Origin of the sequence: uncultured Aquabacterium sp., from assembly GCF_913773725.1 — a bacterium.
GTDB lineage: Bacteria > Pseudomonadota > Gammaproteobacteria > Burkholderiales > Burkholderiaceae_C > Aquabacterium.
On record NZ_CAJYGK010000029.1, the window covers coordinates 16,536 to 33,078 of the forward strand.

Here is a 16,543-nt window from a genome sequence, read left to right on the forward strand (position 1 = left end):
GATTTGACGCGATCAACGGGCGAACGCCCCCGGATCCGCGGGGGGCGCATTTCGGTCTGTCGGTGCACGATTAACACCACACCAACAACGCTCGGCGTTTGACGAGCACAGCCCGAAGGAGTCCCATCATGATCGCCAGCCCTCGCTTCCGCATGACCGTCGCCGCCCTCACCCTGGCACTCGGCGCCGGCGCCGCCTCCGCAGCCGGCCTGACCCTGAACGTGGCCAACAAGCAGGCCAACTCGGTCCAGACCTTCTCGACTTTTGCGCAAAGCCAGTTCCGTCAGGTGGGCGTCACGTTCACCGCGCTGGGCAACGCCACGGCCGTCGCCAACGTCAAGGGCGCCTACAACCTGCCGATCACCACCATCACCATCGGGTCCAACCTCAAGGTGGCCTCGGGCGCCGCAGTGGGCTCCGCCCTCCAACTCGACCGCATCGGCGAAGACGAAGAGACCGGCGAGGAAGTGGCCGTCACGCTGACCCTGGCGAACTTCAAGATCGACTACACACGCAATCTGGTGCTGGCCGATGCCACCCCGAAGGGCGGCACCACCATCCCCCAGATGCCGCTGTACAGCTTCACGGTGAACGAGGCGCTCAAGTTGAAGTACGTGTTCCCGCTGACGATCACGGGTCATGAAGAGCTCAGCAAGCTCTTCCTGACGCCGGAAGCCAAGAGCCTGTTCATCAGCGCGCTGAAGCTGCCCTCGTTCGTGATCCCCCTGCTGGACACCACCGATTTCGGCACCATCGTCAACGACATCAGCACCAAGTCGCGCAGCCCGGCGGTGCCCACCGCCCCCTACGTCGCCAACTGAACTGGCGCCCCTCCATCGGACCGCGGCGCGGGGCGACGCCCCACCTTCACAGCCCCCGACCGGGGCGGTCCGATGGGGTACCGGGATTCCCCCAAGCCTGCGGATAACCCTTAAAGCAAGGCATCAGAGAAGCTAGCGGCTTTCCCTTGGAATGGCAGCAAATGTGCCATTTGCACGGCCCCGCCCTCGACTCAGGGGGGAGGGGCCCTTCCCCCATCACGGTGAAGATAGAGCCCATGGATCGAACCGTTTCGCGAGGTTCGACTAACGACAAAGGAGCGCACCGTGAGCCTGTCCCAAGTTTTCCGTTCTGCCGCCATCTCCGCCGTTCTGGCGGGTACCGCCGTCACGGCTTCGGCCGGTGGCATCGCCATCCCGGTCAACGCCTTCGTGGCGAATTCGGTCCAGGACTTCTCTATTGAAGCCAACCAGAACTTCCGTCAGGTCGGCATCAAGGTCTCGGCCAAAGGCACGGCTTTCGCCAACGCCGACAAGGTCAACTCCTTTACCCTGCCAGTCACCAGCATCACCATCAGCCCGCTGCTGAAGATCCTGTCGGGTACGGCGCAAGGCTCGGCCCTGCAGTTCGACCGCATCGGGGAAGACGAGGAAACCGGCGAAGAAGTCGCTACGCGCCTGACGCTGGCCAACTTCACCATCAACTACACCACCAAGCAGGTGCTGGCCGATGCGACCGCCTATGGCGTCACCAAGAAGCAGCTGCCGATCTTCAACTTCCAGACCCTGACCCCGTTGGGCCTGAAGTACAAGTTCCCGCTGACCATCACCGGCCACGAAGTGCTGGGCGACCTGGCCCTCACGCCGGAAGCCCGTGAGCTGTACCGTGTCAACCTGAAGCTGCCCGACTTCGTCGTGCCGCTGCTGACCTCGCTGCGTTTCGGCACCCTGACCCAGGACATTTCGACCAAGCTGCGCTCGACGCCTGTCTCGACCAAGCCTTACGTTCCTGCTGACTGAGCGTCTCGCCGATGCCACTGGCGTGCATCGCACGCCAGCCAAAGTCAAAATGTGATCCGGCCTTCCTGGAACCTCTGCACTCCAGGATCGCCGGATCATCCTTTTTTGTGCGACCGACCATGATCACCTACCAGCAATCAAGACCCACCCAACGTCTGCTGCTCGTCGCCGTGGTGGCGGCCATTGCCGGGGGCGGGCTGTGGGCCTACTTCCGCTCAGATGCGCCACCGGCACAGGAATCGGCATCGGCACCTGGCGCGCAGGCGCAGGCCGACAGCACCGTCACGTCGCCCTTTGCCTCGGCGCAAGACAGCCTCACGCCGGATGGCCGTCCCATCCACATCCAGCCAGACGAGTGGCAGGCGCTCAATGCCGCCCTGAAACGCCAACCGGACCCGCGCACCGAGGCCCTGCGCATTGCCAGCTATGTGCGTTACCAGCATGACTTCGAGTTCTGGCAGTCGACGATCGATTCGAAGAACGTGGCCGCGCGGCACCAGCTTGCGGAACAGTTGCTGGCCCAGTTGCCCGACCGTGTGGCGAAAGGCGAGTTCACCGGCATGGAAGCCGTGCTGATGGGCACTGTCCTGCTCGGCGACCTCGAGCCCGATGAGGTGAAACGCCAGCAGCGCATCGACGAATGGACGCAGAAGCTGGGGACCGTGGCACCGCAGCCGTCGGACGAGAAGCAGCTGGCAGACAAGGACCGCGTGACCGCCTTCATGCGCAAGCGCGCCGAAGCCTTCCTCGAATGGCAGGCTCTGCCCGCAGGCGAACGCACCCAGGAGCGCCTGGACAAGGGCATGGACGAAGCACAGCGCTGGTACACCAGCGGCGAGGAGTGAACCGGCGCGGGTGACGAGGGCGGGACAAGCCTTGACATGGCGCAAGGCACGCCGGAGGGGGGCGCTCAGAATCAGGTCGAAATGCGTTCTGTCATCGACCCATAGGAGGCCATCATGCCCGCCACCGTCATTGCCGCTCCCCTGCAAAGCACCACGCCCCGTGGTCGCCCGATCCAGCCGTTCGATGTGCTCGACGCCTGCCACCAGCAGATGGTGACGGCCTTGCAGAAGCTGCAGGATCTGGTGAGTCACCTGCAGGAGACCCGCGGGGTGGACGCGCAAGCCCAGGAGATGGCACGGGCCATCTTCCACTTCTTCATGGACACGGCCCGTCAGCACCACATCGACGAGGAAAAGCACGTTTTCCCCGCCATGCTGCGCAGTGGCGACGATGACCTCATCCGCCACACGCTGCGCCTGCAGCAGGACCACGGCTGGATCGAGGAAGACTGGCTCGAGCTGGCGCCGCAGATCGAGTCGATCGCTGCGGGCTACAACTGGTACAACATCGACCAGCTCACGCTTGCGGTGCCCGTGTTCGTACAGCTGTACCAGGACCACCTGGCGCTGGAAGAGTCGCTGATCTATCCCGAGGCCAAGGCCCGCATCGCGGAGTGGGACCTGCAGGGCATCGGCCGTGAAATGGCGCAGCGCCGCCGCGACAGGATCTGATCAGAAACCGGACTTGAAGCCGAGGAGTTCGACGGCGACGGGCTCCTCGCCCAGCACGGCCTGACAGGCCAGCCGCGATTTGGAGCCGACGCCGACGATGGTGTCGAGCTTCTCGTTTTCGGCACGCTGGATCTTGGACAGGCTTTTGCGCCCTTCCTGAACGAACAGATGGCAGGCGCCGCATTGGCCCTTGCCGTTGCACTGCGTGATCAGGGCCACACCTGCGGCCTTGATGGCGTCAAGCAGGCTCATGCCCGGCGTGGCGGCAAAGGTGATGCCCTGAGGCTGGATCGTGAGCACGGTCATGGTCTTCTCCTGGTCTGGGGATGGAAGTGGGATGGGTATGCCGGATGGCCGTCGCGCGCCAGGAGCGGATCACCCGGCACAGATGAGCGCAGCCACCTCGGCCAAGGGCAGTGGAATGCGGCAGATGCCCTGCTCTTCCAGGAAGCGGGCTTCCATGCGGGTGGGCTCTTCGGGCAGCACGGCCCAGTGCTGGTCGCTGGACCGCTTCATGATCTGGCGCGCAAAGGTGCGGGTCAGCTGATCGTTGAAGCGGCAGCCAAGGAAGAGGAAGCCACGCCCCTGACGTCGGCGCTGCACCTCGGCCGGGATGGGCGTCTGGATGTCGATCTCGGTCAGCACCTCGACGTAGTCGCTGTCCGACACCAGGTAGTTGCCGGCGGGCGAGCGTCCGCCAATGGGCCGGTAGACCAGCGTGCGCCAGGCCGTGGCCGGCGTGGGATCCTTGAGCCGCTCGCCGCGGGCATCGTAGAAGGCCGCCCAGGTGCTGAAGTGCTCGGACTGCGACAGCCCCTGCACCTGCCCCCAGTCGCCTTGAGGGCGCTGTGCAGCGCAAGCCCGTGTGAAGGTGTCGTCATACCAGCTCTCGACCACCATGGGCGGCGCGATGCGGGCCAGCCAGGTGTGCAGGGCGCTGGGCTGGGGCACCGCCTGGAACGCTTCGTTCATCAACTGCACCACGCTCTTGCGGTGCTTGAAGTTCTCGATGAACTGCGCCGCCTGCGTGAGGCGGTTGCGGATCTTGTGCGGCACCGTGGCCTTGGCCGTGAGCTGCGCCACCAAGGCCTCGGGCGTGGCGGGCACCGGCACATCGGATGAGAGCGACAGCACACCTGGTCCCAGGTAGGGCAGCACGCGGCCTTGCTTCATGCCGGCCACCAGATCGGCAACAAGGGCGTGGACATCGGCTGGGCGCTCCAGGACGGGCGCATCGGATTCGGGCAGGGCCAGGTCGTTCATGTCGGTTCCTGAGGGCTTGAAGGGGAATGGGGATCGCAGCGCGCGGGGCGCGCTCGCGTTCAGTAGATGGCCGCACCAGCGCCCACGTTCACGGACGTGTCCTTGAGCGTCTTGACGATGAACCGGACCTCGTCCTGGCCCAGGTGCGCGTGAAACGGCAAGGCCAGCGAGCGGTCGGCAATGCGCTCGGTGTTGGGAAACTGCGTGCGCCGATAGCCCAGCTGCTGGTAGTGAAACTGCTGGTGCAGCGGCAGACACCACGAGGCGGTCTCGACCGCGTGGCTGTCCATGTCTTCGATGATCTGGTTGCGGGCGCTGGCCGTGAAGCGCTTGCCCAGATGAACCTTGTAGCTCATCCAGTGAACCTCATCGACCTCGTCGGCGATGTAAGGCGGCTTGATGCCTTCGAAGCTCTGCATCTCGGTGTGGTACCAGGTCTCCACCTGCTTGCGCCGAGCCAGGATGCCATCGATGCGCTGCAGCTGGGCCACGCCCACCGCGGCGTCCAGCTCGCCCATGATGGCCCCCCAGGGCACACGGCTGCCCACGGACACGGAGCCCCGGTCGCGGGCCTTGCGCTCGCGCAGATAGGCCACTTCGCTGGCCAGCCTGCTGCTGTGCGTGACCACCATCGCCCCTTGCCCGCAGCACAGGGCCGAAGGCTGGCTGAAATCGAACAGGGCCACGTCACCGAAGGTGCCGACGGGCTGGCCCAGGTAGCGCGAGCCGATGGCCTCGGTGCTGTCTTCAATCAGGATCAGATCGTGGCGGTCGGCCAGCTCACGCAGCGCGCGCCACGGCGCGGGGTGGCCGTTGACGTTGGTGGCCAGGATGGCCCGGGTGCGCGGGCCGATGCGGGCCGCGGCCTGCACGGGATCCACGCTGTGAGACCAGTAGTCGATGTCGGCGATCACCGGCGTGGCGCCCACCAGCGTGATGGCGTGCGCGATCTGGTGCCAGGCATAGCCCGAGGTGATGACCTCGTCGCCCGGACCGATCTCGAGCGCGCGCAGCACCAGCACCAGGCCCAGCGTGCCGCTGTTGACGGCCACGGCGTGAGGCCGCCCCAGCCAGGCGGCAAAGGCCTGCTCGAACGTCTCGACCATGGCGCCACTGGAGAGCTGGCTGCTGCGCAAGGTCAGGACGACCTGCTCCAGCTCGGAAGGCGACATGTCCGGATCCGACAAGGTGATGAGGTCGACCAGTTCTGCGTCCATGGGGCACCTGTGTGAAAGCTGAAAGATGTGGCTCGAAGAACCTGTCAGGCCTGAGACAGCACCAGGGCGGACGCCTGGCAAGGATCCTGGGTGACCACCCAGCAATGCCCGTCGGTGGCCATCAGGTGCAGGGCACGCGCCCCGCCCTGTTCCAGCGCCACCTCGCGCACCGGCGTCTCGCCACGGAGGTCGTCCGCGTCCACCACGAGGGCGCGCAGTGGGGCGAAGCGCGCACGCAATTGCGCGGCGGCCGCACGCACACTGTCGGACCGGGCGACGATGTCGGCGGCTTCGTTCAACTGGTCTGCCGTGAGGGCCATGGCCTGCTCCTACTCGTCACCCGACGACAGCCGCCGGGCCTCGACCGTGATCGGCAGGGTCGTGCCCGCGGCCATCTCCGGCAGGCCGAGCTGCCAGCCGTTGGCCAGCGTGACCGTGCCGCCCCACATCTCGGGGCGCTCCATCGACACGATGGGCTCCTCCAGGTCCTTCTTCGGGACATAGGCCGACAGCACGCCGCGGCCGTCCTTGCGGATCATGACTTTCATGCGAAAACTCCTGGTGGGGAAACGGGATCGGATGCCGCCATCAGCGGCATGAGGGCGCCAGGGAGGTGGCTCAGCACGTGATCGACCTCGGACGCGGTGGTGTCGGCGGACAGGCTGAAGCGCACGGCACAAACGGCCTCGTCGCGGGGAACGCCCATGGCCGTCAGCACCGGTGATGCAGCCAGCCCCCCGGCCGAGCACGCGGATCCGGACGACGCCATGACGCCCAGGCGATCGAGCTGTGCCAGCACCTGGTCCGCATGCAGTCGCCCCACCCGCAGGTAGCTGGTGTTGGGCAGGCGCGGCGCGGTGGCGCCGTAAACCACCACCCCGGGCAGCGCGCGCTGCAGACCGGCCTCGAGCCGGTCACGCAGGTGCGCCATGCCACTGGCACGGGCCAGCCACACCTCGGGGCTCAGCGTCAGCGCCTCGGCCGCTGCGGCGAAGCCGGCCACCCCCGGCAGGTTCTCGGTTCCAGCCCGACGGCCCCGCTCCTGTGCGCCGGGAAACAGGGCGGGCCAGTTCAGGCCCTGCCGCACCAGCAGCGCCCCGATGCCCTTCGGGCCGTGGAACTTGTGGGCCGAGACCGACACCAGATCCGCCCCCGATGCCGCGAAATCAAAGGGCAGCTTGCCCACCAGCTGCGTGGCATCGACATGCAGCAGGGCGCCAGCCGCGTGAGCCAGCCGGGCCAGCTCGCCGATGGGCATGAGCACGCCGGTCTCGTTGTTGGCGGCCATCACCGACACCAGCGACACGGCATCCGAGATCAGCGCGCGCGCCTGGTCCAGGTCCAGCTGTCCATCTGCCCGCAGGCCGATGCGGGCCACCGGCACGGCGTCAGCCTGGAGCTGACTCAGCAGCTTCAACACCCCGGCATGCTCGCCCGCACTGGCCACCAGCGCGCCTCGGCCGTTGAATCCGACCGCGCCCCGCAGGGCCATGTGGTTGGCTTCGGTGGCCCCGCTGGTGAACACGACCTCATTCGGTCGACAGTTCAGCATGCGCGCCACCCGTGCCCTCGCCTGCCCCAGCGCCACCCTGGCCGCCTGCCCGGCTTCATGCTGCGACGAGGCATTGGCCCACGTCCGCGTCATGTGCGACAGCATGGCGTCGACCACGGCCGCGCTGGGCGGCGTCGTCGCGTTGTGGTCGAGGTAGATGGGGCCGGGCGTCATCACCGTGGTCTCCGATGCCGCCGAGGCTCAAGGCCAGAAAACCCGGTCCGGGTCCTGGCACAGCATGTCCAGAAGCGGCTCCAGCAGGGGGGCCTCGTCGTGCTGCACCCAACGGGCCGCCACGTGGTCACGGGCACACAGCAGCCAGCCGCCGCCATCGAGCGGCTCGATCCGGGCGATGTCGATGACGCCGCCCTCCGGGTCGACGTTGCGCGAGCAACAGGGGCTGGTGACAAGGTAGCCCTCGTCCACACGCTGCACCAGGGGGTGCACATAGCGGTAGCGCACCCGGTCCCTCAGGGCCCGTTCGATGCGGACCCGCACGAGGTCGAACACCATCGCCGCAGGGCCGTTGTGACGCTGGCTCATGCTTCGACTCGGTCGGCTGGCGCGAGGAGGACGGCGCCGTGCGGGGGGGCGGGCCAGGCTCATGGCGCCACCGAGCCCTGCACAGCAGGCCTTGACGACGCTCCGCGGGCCTCATCGATCATCTCGTGCAGTTCGGCCAGCAACATGATTTCTTCTTCCATGCAGCCCACCACCCGCTCGCCGAATTCGACCATGTAGACCGGCTGGTTGGACGACTCATGGTGGCCGATCTGGACAATGCGGCCCTCGCTGCCGGTCTCGACGATCACGGCATCCGGCGCATGCTCGGGATGGCTGCCGTCGTTGAGCAGGTCTTCCAGGGCCACCACGGCCTGTCCCCACTGGTAGCGGGCTTCACGGGGTTCGATCATCATGTGGGTCTCCGATGCGGTGGGAAGCACTAGCGCAGCGCGCGCAGGCTCTCGGCCTTGTCGCCCAACTGGGCCAGGATCTCTTCAGGCAGATGGTCGAGCGTCATCAGCTCTTTCGCCCGCATGCCGACGCGGTAGCCGTGCTCGGTGAACTCGACGGCGTAGATGTAGAACTGCTGCAGAAAGGTGCCGATCGACACGACGTAGCCGATGTCGCCCTTCTTCACCAGGACCTCGCCAATGTCCTTGCCGGTGAACGTGCCGTCGTTGCGGATCGTCGTGCGGCTCACGACACGCTCACCGAAGGTGAAGCGAGGCGGATCGGCCAGCTCGATCACGTCGTCATCGCGGTTGATGTCAGCCATGCTCCCCTCCTGAGGTACCCAGGCGCTGTGCCACCAGCGCCCGCACGGCGCTGTCGGCATCGTCCTGCATCGTCCGCAACAAGTCCCGTCCGGCGCGCTGCCCGACTTCCCACCGCACCCGCAGGTCTTCATCCCGGGCCAGGCGCCCCAGCAAGCCGACCGGCAGGCGCGCGGCCACGATCTGACGCACCTCCGCGGCCGGGTCGTCTGCCATGGACAGCAGCAGCGGCATGTCGAGCCGGCGTGCCACTTCCTGTCGCACCAGGCTTTCGGGGTCGGCCATCAACAGGGTCAGCATGGCAGGCGGCAGACGCCGGGCCACACACTGGCGCACGCCATAGTCCTCGTCGCCCGCCATGCTGGGCAGCTGTTCCGGATCCAGCCGCTGGGCCACACGGATGCGCACCTCGCGATGCGGGTCGTCGCGCAGGCGCTGCAGCATGCGCTGAGGCAGACGCAAGGCCACCTGCAGGCGCACGGTTTCGTCCGGGTCGCCGATCAGGGCGGGCAACAGGAAGACCTCGGCGTAGCGCGCCGCAATGGCGCGCACCTCGAAGTACGGGTGTCCCAACTCACCGCCCGCCAGTTCGCGATGCCAGCGGAAGAAGCGATCGATGCGCCGCGCATATGCGTCCTGCATGCAGGCATGCCCGATCTCGCAGCCACCGGAGGCCTTCAGGTGCTCGTGAGGACACGCCCCGCAGTCGATGGGCTGCCCCCGCCAGTCCAGGGCGGCGATGTCGCCAGCCGGTGCGCGTGTGGCCGCCATCATGGGACGCTCAGTGCCGATGGCCGTGAAGCTTGATGGCGCCCACCTCGACCCGCGCCACCGACGGCGCACCCGTGTCGGCGCTGCTACAGGCACACGGCGCGGCACTCGGGTTCGTGAAGGTCAGGCCGGACTGGGTCGGCGTGTCGGCGAAATCGACGATGACGCCATCGAGCAGCAGGCAGGTCTCCGACGGCATGAAGACCTTGAGGCCGTTCACGCTGGCCACCCGGTCACCCGGGGCAGGCTCCGCCTCCACCGAGAACGCGGCGTTGTAGCCGGAGCAGCCACCCGGGGTGACGGTGAGCCGGAAGCCGGCGGTGGTCGGCAGGCCGGAGAACATCACCATGCGGCGGATGAACTTCTCGGCGGCGGGGGACACGGTCCAGTTGGGCAACATGGCGGCTTTCCTTTTCAGGCCTGGACGATGCAGCCGTCCACGGGGCAGACGGAAACGCACTGCGGCGCATCGAACTGCCCCTCGCACTCGGTGCACTTGGACGGATCGATCTTGAAGACGCCACCCTTTTCGCTGATGGCGACGTTCGGGCATTCCGGCTCGCAGGCCGAGCAGCCGGTGCAGGTGGAGGCGATGATCTTCAGTGGCATGGTGGTTCTCCTTCGGGACAAGGGGCAGGATGCGGGGTGGGGCCCCGCCGGGTGAATCAGGCAGCGGCTTCGGACGTGAAAGCGCCCTGGCGGATCGAGGCATCGCCCCGCGGCTGGTGAGCGACCTCGCCCCGGCCCACGCGGCCGGCGTAATCGGCAAACCAGCTCAAAGCCGCTTTCTCGATGAACTCGTGGGCGTACTGGTCCACCGGCTCGATGCCGGCCGCCTTCAGTTCGTCGCGCGGGCAGGCCCCGATCTTGGAAACCAGCACAGCGTGGCAGTCGTTGATGGCCTTGACGATGGACGGCAGCTGCTCGTCTTCGCCATAGCCGCCCTGGCAGTACAGGTCCACGCGGCGGTGGCCGATGAACACGGCCTGATCCCGGCTGACCTCGAAGATCTGGAACTCGGTGGCATGGCCGAAGTGCTGGTTGACCCGGCCATGCCCTTCGGTGGCCACGGCAATCAGCACCTTCATGTCGGCATCGACCTCCGGCATCGAGGCCTGGGCCGAGGCCAGCGCGTCCAGCTTGGCTGCATGCTGCTGCTGGCGTTCGGCCTCGACCTGCTCCTGGTAGCTGCGGCGCTTGTCGAGGTCGTAGACCACCTCCATCTCTTCGATCTTGTCCAGCGTGAACTCTTCCGAGCGGTCCTCGCCCAGCAGGCCCACCGCATCGGCACGGCACTGGCGGCAGTGGCGCATCAGGTTGGCGCCGCCCGCGCAGGCATCCTGCACGGCCTTCAGCTCCTGCGCGGTGGGCCCGCGCTGCCCATTCAGGCCGAAGTAGGTGCCATGCTCGGGCTCGGAGATGAGCGGCATGATGTTGTGCAGGAAGGCGCCGCGCTTCTTGACCTCGCGGTTGACCTCCATCATGTGGTGGTCGTTGACGCCGGGGATGAGCACCGAGTTGATCTTGGTGAGCACGCCCCGTGCTGTCAGCATCTCGAGGCCCAGCATCTGCCGCTCGTGCAGGATCTTCGCGGCCTCGTAGCCCGTGATGCGCCGGTGGTTGTAGAAGATCCAGGGATAGATCTTCTCGCCCACGGCGGGGTCGACCATGTTGATCGTGATGGTGACGTGATCGATGTTGTACTTCACGATTTCGTCGACCAGATCGGGCAAGGCCAACCCGTTGGTGGACAGGCAGAGCTTGATGTCGGGCGCCTGCTCGTGCAGCATGCGCATCGTGTCGAAGGTCTTCTTCGGGTTGGCGAGGCTGTCACCCGGGCCGGCAATGCCCAGCACCGTCATCTGCGGGATCTCGCTGGCCACCGCCAGCACTTTCTTGACCGCCTGGTCGGGCGTGAGCTTCTGGCTCACCACGCCGGGACGCGACTCGTTGCTGCAGTCGTACTTGCGATTGCAGTAGTTGCACTGGATGTTGCAGGCAGGGGCCACGGCCACGTGCATCCGCGCATAGTGGTGATGGGCCTCTTCGGAGTAGCAGGGATGGTTCTTGACCTTCTCCCAGATCTCGGCCGGCATGTCCTGTGGCCCATCGGATGAGCCACAGCTCGCCTTGCCTTCGCCGCCGGTGGTGCCGCACCCCCCGTGGCTTGCGGGCTCGGGCGCGGCGCCCAAGGGCTTGATCTGGCCGATGCCGATGAAGGCGGTCGGTGCAAGAGTGGAAGCGTCCATTCGTATCCCCTGGCTGTCGGGCGCATGGCCCGGATGAATGGCCCCAATGCCAGTTCCATGCCACCGTCGTTTCCCTTTCAATTCAAGGACTTGCGCCACAGGAAAGGGAATGTCTTGTCCGGCTTGGCGCCTTTGACACAGCGCGTGTCGCGGCCGGCTGTCAGGGTTGTGACAAAGGCGACAGCGCGATGTCACGCGCGTCGGCATCGCCCGTGCGGCAGCCCGATCGGCGGTGCCTGGCACAGCTCTTGTTTCCACACGCAGCGTCAACCAGGAGGAATCTCATGGCCGCATCGCTGTCCTTGTCCGATGTGAAGGCCCTCGCCCCGGAGGTGCCGATCCACCCGATGCTGCACGACGAGGTGGAGGACGTGGCGTCGCTGCTGGCCGAGTACGCTGCGGACGACAGCGACGAGACCCGGCAGCTGGTGGCGCGCATTGCGGCCTCCAGCATGGGCCCCAACCACCTGTGGGAGGACCTGGGCCTGCCCAGCCGCGCGGCCCTGGGCGACCTGATGCAACGCCACTTCCCAGCCCTCAAGGCACGCAACCATCGCCAGATGCGCTGGAAGAAGTTCATCTACCGCGAACTGTGCGAACGCGCCAGCGTGCCGGTGTGCCGCTCGCCCCACTGCGACGCATGTGACGAACAGCACATCTGCTTTGCGCCGGAAGACTGAGTGCCGCACGATCAAAAAAAAGGGGGCTCATGACATGAGCCCCCCCACACTCCCCTTTTTCAACCGTGATGACAGACTTCTAGAACTTGCGAACCTCGATGCTGTGCTTCTGCAGCGCATAGCCCATCTGACGAGGGGTGATGTTGAGCAGGCGCGCGGCCTTGGCCTGCACCCAGCCACAGCGCTCCATGGCCCAGATCAGGCGCTCGCGCTCGCCATGCGGCTTGTCGTCGTGACCCACTGCGGCACCCTGCCCGCCCACCACGGCCACATCGCCATCGGCCAGGCCATGGGCTTCGCGCGGACGCCCGGGCACCTCCGCGATCGGGATGCTCACCGATCGGCCCGCTGCCGGGCGAACCGCATCTTCACGCTCGATGTGGTGCAGCACCTGGGTCAGGCATCGGTTGTCGTGACAAGGAAAACTCAGGTCGCTGAGTTCGTCGTTCAACGCCATCGTGGCCGTGCGCTCCACGCAGTTCTCCAGCTCACGCACATTGCCGGGCCAATAGCAGCTGGTCAGCACCTTCATGGCCTTGGCCCCCACCCTCACCTTGCGGCCGTTCTCCCGATTGAAGCGGTTGATGAAATGCTCGACCATCAGCGGGATGTCTTCACGCCGATCACGCAGCGGCGGCAGGAAGATGCTGACCACATTGATGCGGTAGTACAGGTCGGCACGGAACTCGCCAGCGGCCACCATCTTCTCGAGGCTGCGGTTCGTGGCCAGGATCAGGCGCACATCGACCCGGATGGGCTGCGTGCCGCCCACCCGCTCGAACTCCTTTTCCTGCAGCACACGCAGCAGCTTGGCCTGAAAAGAGGCCGAGATGTCGCCGATCTCATCGAGGAACAGCGTGCCGCCGTGCGCCATTTCGAAGCGCCCCTTGCGCATGCCGACAGCGCCGGTGAACGCGCCCTTCTCATGCCCGAAGAGTTCCGACTCGAGCAGCGATTCGGTGAGGGCCGCGCAGTTCACGCGGATGAAGGGCTGATCGTGCCGGGGCGAGAGGTTGTGGATCGCGCGGGCGATCACCTCCTTGCCCGTCCCGCTCTCGCCACGCAGCAGTACCGTGGTCCGGGAGGGCGCCACCTGGTGCACCTCTGAGAACACCTCCTGCATGCGTGACGATTGGCCGATGGCCGTGTCCAGCTTGTAAGTGGGTTTGAGCGCCTTGGCCAGGCGCCTCGACTCGTCCGTGAAGCGCTCGTGCTCGGCCTGCACGCTGCGGTGCAGCAGCAGGTTCTGCCCCATCAGGCTGGCCACCATCGACAGCAGCCGGCTGTCCTCGTCAAACACGGGCGAGCGCTCGCTCACGACCCGATCCATCGTCAGCACGCCCAGCGTCCGTCGATCGGCCTTGATCGGGGTGACGATGTAGGCAATCGGCGCATCGCTGCGCTCATCGGCCGCGCCTGTGCGATTGAGGAACAGCGGCTCCTGGGTGATGTCAGGCACCACCATCGGCATGCCGCTGGCAAACACGCGGCCCACGATGCCTTCGCCCACGGCGAACTCGAGGCGCCGCGCTTCCTCGCGCGACAGGCCCACGGCACACAGGCCGCACAGCACGCCGTCGTCCGTGTTCAGGACCACGGCACTGCGCCGCCAGCCCATCATGGAGACCATCACGTTCAGCGCTTCGCGGAAGGTCTTGTGGATGTCGAGCGAAGAACCCAGGATCTTGCTGACCTGGTACATGGTCATCAGCTCGATGCTTGCCCGGTCGTGGTGCGCAACAGTCATGGGCGGTCGCCTTTCCGCGTGGGGGTCCCGGCCTTCCCGCCCCGAGTTCACCAATGTGGCTCAGCATGTGGCCGAAAGCTGTGCATGCGGGCCCGAGGGAAGGCTACTGGCCGACTTGCCTGCAATAAGCACACCCAGGTCGCGACGCGCAGGACGGGGTTTGATCAGGATCAAACCGCATCGCACTCAGCCCAGACGGTAGGTCTCGAGGTGGATGCTGGTTTCCGTGCTGCTGATGCCCCGGATCAGGCGGATTCGCTCCAGCACCTTGGACAGACCGGCCAGGTTCTCGGCCCGCAGTTCGGCCAGCAGGTCCCAGCGGCCATTGGTGTCGTGCAGCGTCGCCACGCCCGGCTCGCCCAGCAGTTTTGCAATCACCGACCGGACGTCGTTGCCTTCCACCGCAATGCTCATCCACGCCCGGATCTCGTTCGGCTGGGCATCCGGCCGCAGCCTCACGGTGTAGCCCACGATCACGCCGCCGTCCTCCAGCTTGCGGATGCGGTTCGTCACCGTGCCACGCGACACGTCAAGGCGAGCCGCGATGGTGGCCACGTTCATCCTCGCGTCCTGCCGCAGCAACGCCAGGATCTGCTGGTCCAACTCGTCCATCATGGCAAAACGTCAACGTACGTTGTCATACCGGCAATTCTGCGCCGTTTTTTGAACAGGCTTGGCGATTTTCATTGGCGCGGACCTTGGCGACACTGGGCTCATCCTCGGAGCACGACACCATGCGCCCCTCCACCGCCCTCCCTACCCGCTTTCTCAGCGCCCACGCCGTCTGCGAGTTGGTCCGCAGAGAAGGGCTCGATCGCACACTGGCCGGCATCGCCCAGTGCATTGAAGAAGACTTCCAACGCTGGCCGGCCTTCGATAAATCGGCCCGCGTTGCGAGCCACTCTCACGATGGCGTCATCGAGCTGATGCCGATCTCGGACGCGCGGCGCTACAGCTTCAAGTACGTGAACGGGCACCCGCGCAACACCACACGCGGTCTGCCCACCGTGATGGCCTTCGGCGTCCTGGCCGACGTGGCCACCGGCGCCCCGGAACTGGTCAGCGAACTGACGTTGACCACCGCCCTGCGCACGGCTGCCACCTCCATCGTCGCCGCGCGCCGCCTGGCCAGGCCCGACAGCCGCGTGATGGCCGTCATCGGCAACGGCGCGCAAAGCGAATTCCAGGCGCTGGCCTTCCACCACCTGCTGGGCATCGACACACTGCGCCTGTTCGATGTCGACCCCGGGACCACCGCCAAGCTGGTGCGCAACCTGGCCGGTCATCACCTGAACATCGTCATCTGTACCAGCGCGGCCGAAGCCGTGCTCGGCGCCGACATCGTCACCACGCTGACTGCCGACAAGACCCGTGCGACCATCCTGCACGCGGACATGCTGGCACCCGGCATGCACGTCAATGCCGTCGGCGGCGACTGCCCCGGCAAGACCGAGTTGGCCGCCGACGTGCTACGGCGCAGCCGGGTCTTCGTGGAGTACGAGCCCCAGACCCGCATCGAAGGTGACCTGCAGCAGATGCCGGCCGATTTCCCGGTGACCGAACTCTGGCGCGTGCTGACCGGTCAGGCCCCCGGGCGCGTGCATCCGGCCGAGATCACCCTGTTTGACTCCGTCGGCTTCGCGCTGGAAGATTTCTCGGCCCTGCGCTTCCTGCAGGAAGCCGCCCGGCGACATGGGCTCGGTGAACCGCTGGACCTGATCCCGCAGTTGCCGGATCCGAAGAACCTCTTTGCCGCGCTGGGCGAGGCGGCCGGGCCCGCCGATTGCAGCACACCAGCCGCCCCTCAACCCGCGACACGACACGCAGCATGATCCACCCCGACATCCAGGGCGTCAGCCTGATCGGCGTTCCCACCGACGTGGGGGCCGGCAGCATCGGCGCCCGCATGGGCCCCAGTGCCCTGCGCGTGGCCGGCATCGCCCAGGCCATCCGACATTTCGGACTCGATGTACGGGATTCCGGAGATTTGCATGGCCCCGACAACCCCTGGGAGCCCGCAGTCGACGGCTTCCGACACCTGCCCGAGGTGGTGAAGTGGAATGAGCTTTTGCACGATGCGGTGTTTGCCGAGTTGCAAGGCGGGCGTCTGCCCATCGTGCTGGGCGGCGATCACTGCCTGGGCATCGGCTCGATCAGCGCGGTGGCCCGCCACTGTCGCGCCACCGGACGCAAGCTGCGCGTGCTGTGGCTCGATGCCCATGCCGACTTCAACACGGCGGCGCTCACGCCCACCGGCAACATCCACGGCATGCCGGTGGCCTGCCTGTGCGGGCACGGCCCGGCCGAGCTCACCCACATCGGTGGGCACGTGCCGGCGCTGTCGCCCGCCGACATCCGCCAGATCGGCATCCGCAGCGTGGACGAAGGCGAAAAACGCTTTGTGCACGAAGCGGGCATCGAGGTGTTCGACATGCGCTACATCGACGAAATGGGCATGCGCCACACCATGG

The 16,543-nt window shown here is 66.5% G+C and carries 22 protein-coding genes; 7 read left to right on the forward strand and 15 right to left on the reverse strand.

Translation table 11 applies throughout. The features are described from left to right. Window positions 1-128 precede the first annotated feature (128 nt). The 4 genes from QZ709_RS02920 to QZ709_RS02935 all read left to right on the forward strand — a co-directional run bounded on the left by QZ709_RS02920 (window position 129) and on the right by QZ709_RS02935 (window position 3,316). Window positions 129-821, forward strand: coding sequence for a hypothetical protein (locus tag QZ709_RS02920; RefSeq protein WP_294635849.1), 693 nt, complete (start codon window positions 129-131; stop codon window positions 819-821). A gap of 285 nt (window positions 822-1,106) precedes the next feature. Next, window positions 1,107-1,799 carry a hypothetical protein gene (locus QZ709_RS02925; protein ID WP_294635850.1) on the forward strand — a complete coding sequence of 231 codons (693 nt, stop codon included), beginning with the start codon at window positions 1,107-1,109 and terminating at the stop codon, window positions 1,797-1,799. Window positions 1,800-1,918: 119 nt separating this feature from the next. After that, window positions 1,919-2,644, forward strand: a complete 726-nt coding sequence (locus QZ709_RS02930; RefSeq protein ID WP_294635851.1) for a hypothetical protein — start codon at window positions 1,919-1,921, stop codon at window positions 2,642-2,644. A gap of 114 nt (window positions 2,645-2,758) precedes the next feature. Beyond that, a complete protein-coding gene (locus tag QZ709_RS02935) occupies window positions 2,759-3,316 on the forward strand; it encodes a hemerythrin domain-containing protein (RefSeq protein ID WP_294635852.1) in 558 nt (185 codons plus the stop codon). Here the strand turns inward: QZ709_RS02935 and QZ709_RS02940 are convergent, their stop codons facing one another. From QZ709_RS02940 to nifB, 13 genes are all read right to left on the reverse strand, one after another. Then, window positions 3,317-3,622: a 2Fe-2S iron-sulfur cluster-binding protein gene (locus QZ709_RS02940; RefSeq protein WP_294635853.1), complete on the reverse strand. Its 306-nt coding sequence runs from the start codon at window positions 3,620-3,622 to the stop codon at window positions 3,317-3,319. It lies immediately after the preceding gene. Window positions 3,623-3,691: 69 nt separating this feature from the next. Further along, window positions 3,692-4,489, reverse strand: a complete 798-nt coding sequence (locus QZ709_RS02945; RefSeq protein WP_294635868.1) for an SIR2 family protein — start codon at window positions 4,487-4,489, stop codon at window positions 3,692-3,694. A 149-nt stretch (window positions 4,490-4,638) separates the two neighbouring features. Next, entirely contained in the window at window positions 4,639-5,796 is a 1,158-nt protein-coding gene (locus tag QZ709_RS02950; protein WP_294635854.1) for a DegT/DnrJ/EryC1/StrS family aminotransferase, read from the reverse strand. Window positions 5,797-5,840: 44 nt separating this feature from the next. Then, a complete protein-coding gene (locus QZ709_RS02955) occupies window positions 5,841-6,116 on the reverse strand; it encodes a hypothetical protein (RefSeq protein WP_294635855.1) in 276 nt (91 codons plus the stop codon). Window positions 6,117-6,125: 9 nt separating this feature from the next. Beyond that, complete coding sequence (gene nifT / locus QZ709_RS02960) at window positions 6,126-6,344, reverse strand: putative nitrogen fixation protein NifT (RefSeq protein ID WP_294635856.1); 219 nt, start codon at window positions 6,342-6,344, stop codon at window positions 6,126-6,128. Continuing rightward, window positions 6,341-7,522: a cysteine desulfurase family protein gene (locus QZ709_RS02965; protein ID WP_294635857.1), complete on the reverse strand. Its 1,182-nt coding sequence runs from the start codon at window positions 7,520-7,522 to the stop codon at window positions 6,341-6,343. The genes nifT and QZ709_RS02965 overlap by 4 nt, the downstream gene beginning before the upstream one ends. Window positions 7,523-7,549: 27 nt before the next feature. Further along, a complete protein-coding gene (locus QZ709_RS02970; protein ID WP_294635858.1) occupies window positions 7,550-7,891 on the reverse strand; it encodes a hypothetical protein in 342 nt (113 codons plus the stop codon). Between the two features lie 59 nt (window positions 7,892-7,950). Further along, window positions 7,951-8,265, reverse strand: coding sequence for a nitrogen fixation protein NifZ (locus QZ709_RS02975; RefSeq protein ID WP_366937136.1), 315 nt, complete (start codon window positions 8,263-8,265; stop codon window positions 7,951-7,953). Between the two features lie 26 nt (window positions 8,266-8,291). Further along, a complete protein-coding gene (locus QZ709_RS02980) occupies window positions 8,292-8,627 on the reverse strand; it encodes a nitrogen fixation protein NifZ (RefSeq protein WP_294635859.1) in 336 nt (111 codons plus the stop codon). Next, entirely contained in the window at window positions 8,620-9,399 is a 780-nt protein-coding gene (locus QZ709_RS02985; protein ID WP_294635860.1) for a 4Fe4S-binding leucine-rich repeat protein, read from the reverse strand. The genes QZ709_RS02980 and QZ709_RS02985 overlap by 8 nt, the downstream gene beginning before the upstream one ends. A 7-nt stretch (window positions 9,400-9,406) precedes the next feature. Then, a complete protein-coding gene (locus QZ709_RS02990; RefSeq protein WP_294635861.1) occupies window positions 9,407-9,796 on the reverse strand; it encodes an iron-sulfur cluster assembly accessory protein in 390 nt (129 codons plus the stop codon). Window positions 9,797-9,810: 14 nt separating this feature from the next. Next, window positions 9,811-10,005, reverse strand: a complete 195-nt coding sequence (locus QZ709_RS02995) for a 4Fe-4S binding protein (protein WP_294635862.1) — start codon at window positions 10,003-10,005, stop codon at window positions 9,811-9,813. A 56-nt stretch (window positions 10,006-10,061) separates the two neighbouring features. Continuing rightward, window positions 10,062-11,645, reverse strand: coding sequence for a nitrogenase cofactor biosynthesis protein NifB (gene nifB / locus QZ709_RS03000; RefSeq protein WP_294635863.1), 1,584 nt, complete (start codon window positions 11,643-11,645; stop codon window positions 10,062-10,064). Between the two features lie 284 nt (window positions 11,646-11,929). Here nifB and QZ709_RS03005 point away from each other — a divergent pair, with 284 nt between their 5' ends. Further along, the gene (locus tag QZ709_RS03005) at window positions 11,930-12,325 is read left to right on the forward strand and encodes a nitrogen fixation protein NifQ (protein ID WP_294635864.1); all 396 of its coding nucleotides are present in this window, start codon (window positions 11,930-11,932) and stop codon (window positions 12,323-12,325) included. A 79-nt stretch (window positions 12,326-12,404) separates the two neighbouring features. Here QZ709_RS03005 and nifA read toward each other — a convergent pair whose 3' ends face one another. Both nifA and QZ709_RS03015 read right to left on the reverse strand, forming a co-directional pair. Continuing rightward, window positions 12,405-14,072 carry a nif-specific transcriptional activator NifA gene (gene nifA, locus QZ709_RS03010; RefSeq protein ID WP_294635865.1) on the reverse strand — a complete coding sequence of 556 codons (1,668 nt, stop codon included), beginning with the start codon at window positions 14,070-14,072 and terminating at the stop codon, window positions 12,405-12,407. Between the two features lie 186 nt (window positions 14,073-14,258). Beyond that, window positions 14,259-14,684, reverse strand: a complete 426-nt coding sequence (locus QZ709_RS03015) for an Lrp/AsnC family transcriptional regulator (protein WP_294635870.1) — start codon at window positions 14,682-14,684, stop codon at window positions 14,259-14,261. Between the two features lie 122 nt (window positions 14,685-14,806). Between QZ709_RS03015 and QZ709_RS03020 the strand changes: the two genes are divergently transcribed. Beyond that, window positions 14,807-15,904 carry an ornithine cyclodeaminase gene (locus QZ709_RS03020; RefSeq protein WP_294635866.1) on the forward strand — a complete coding sequence of 366 codons (1,098 nt, stop codon included), beginning with the start codon at window positions 14,807-14,809 and terminating at the stop codon, window positions 15,902-15,904. Beyond that, window positions 15,901-16,543, forward strand: a 643-nt coding sequence (locus QZ709_RS03025) for an arginase (protein ID WP_294635867.1), incomplete at its 3' end; no start/stop codon positions are given. The genes QZ709_RS03020 and QZ709_RS03025, both read left to right, overlap by 4 nt.

What these genes read in the sequence shown, in the direction of transcription:
- QZ709_RS02920 (WP_294635849.1), top strand. Translation starts at nt 129, where the DNA reads ATGATCGCCAGCCCTCGCTTCCGCATGACCGTCGCCGCCCTCACCCTG.
- QZ709_RS02945 (WP_294635868.1), bottom strand. Translation starts at nt 4,489, where the DNA reads ATGAAGCAAGGCCGCGTGCTGCCCTACCTGGGACCAGGTGTGCTGTCG.
- QZ709_RS02950 (WP_294635854.1), bottom strand. Translation starts at nt 5,796, where the DNA reads ATGGACGCAGAACTGGTCGACCTCATCACCTTGTCGGATCCGGACATG.
- nifA (WP_294635865.1), bottom strand. Translation starts at nt 14,072, where the DNA reads ATGACTGTTGCGCACCACGACCGGGCAAGCATCGAGCTGATGACCATG.
- QZ709_RS03015 (WP_294635870.1), bottom strand. Translation starts at nt 14,684, where the DNA reads ATGGACGAGTTGGACCAGCAGATCCTGGCGTTGCTGCGGCAGGACGCG.
- QZ709_RS02935 (WP_294635852.1), top strand. Translation starts at nt 2,759, where the DNA reads ATGCCCGCCACCGTCATTGCCGCTCCCCTGCAAAGCACCACGCCCCGT.
- QZ709_RS02965 (WP_294635857.1), bottom strand. Translation starts at nt 7,522, where the DNA reads ATGACGCCCGGCCCCATCTACCTCGACCACAACGCGACGACGCCGCCC.
- nifT (WP_294635856.1), bottom strand. Translation starts at nt 6,344, where the DNA reads ATGAAAGTCATGATCCGCAAGGACGGCCGCGGCGTGCTGTCGGCCTAT.
- QZ709_RS03020 (WP_294635866.1), top strand. Translation starts at nt 14,807, where the DNA reads ATGCGCCCCTCCACCGCCCTCCCTACCCGCTTTCTCAGCGCCCACGCC.
- QZ709_RS02990 (WP_294635861.1), bottom strand. Translation starts at nt 9,796, where the DNA reads ATGTTGCCCAACTGGACCGTGTCCCCCGCCGCCGAGAAGTTCATCCGC.
- nifB (WP_294635863.1), bottom strand. Translation starts at nt 11,645, where the DNA reads ATGGACGCTTCCACTCTTGCACCGACCGCCTTCATCGGCATCGGCCAG.
- QZ709_RS02985 (WP_294635860.1), bottom strand. Translation starts at nt 9,399, where the DNA reads ATGATGGCGGCCACACGCGCACCGGCTGGCGACATCGCCGCCCTGGAC.
- QZ709_RS02955 (WP_294635855.1), bottom strand. Translation starts at nt 6,116, where the DNA reads ATGGCCCTCACGGCAGACCAGTTGAACGAAGCCGCCGACATCGTCGCC.
- QZ709_RS02980 (WP_294635859.1), bottom strand. Translation starts at nt 8,627, where the DNA reads ATGGCTGACATCAACCGCGATGACGACGTGATCGAGCTGGCCGATCCG.
- QZ709_RS03005 (WP_294635864.1), top strand. Translation starts at nt 11,930, where the DNA reads ATGGCCGCATCGCTGTCCTTGTCCGATGTGAAGGCCCTCGCCCCGGAG.
- QZ709_RS02940 (WP_294635853.1), bottom strand. Translation starts at nt 3,622, where the DNA reads ATGACCGTGCTCACGATCCAGCCTCAGGGCATCACCTTTGCCGCCACG.
- QZ709_RS02995 (WP_294635862.1), bottom strand. Translation starts at nt 10,005, where the DNA reads ATGCCACTGAAGATCATCGCCTCCACCTGCACCGGCTGCTCGGCCTGC.
- QZ709_RS02975 (WP_366937136.1), bottom strand. Translation starts at nt 8,265, where the DNA reads ATGATGATCGAACCCCGTGAAGCCCGCTACCAGTGGGGACAGGCCGTG.
- QZ709_RS02970 (WP_294635858.1), bottom strand. Translation starts at nt 7,891, where the DNA reads ATGAGCCAGCGTCACAACGGCCCTGCGGCGATGGTGTTCGACCTCGTG.
- QZ709_RS02930 (WP_294635851.1), top strand. Translation starts at nt 1,919, where the DNA reads ATGATCACCTACCAGCAATCAAGACCCACCCAACGTCTGCTGCTCGTC.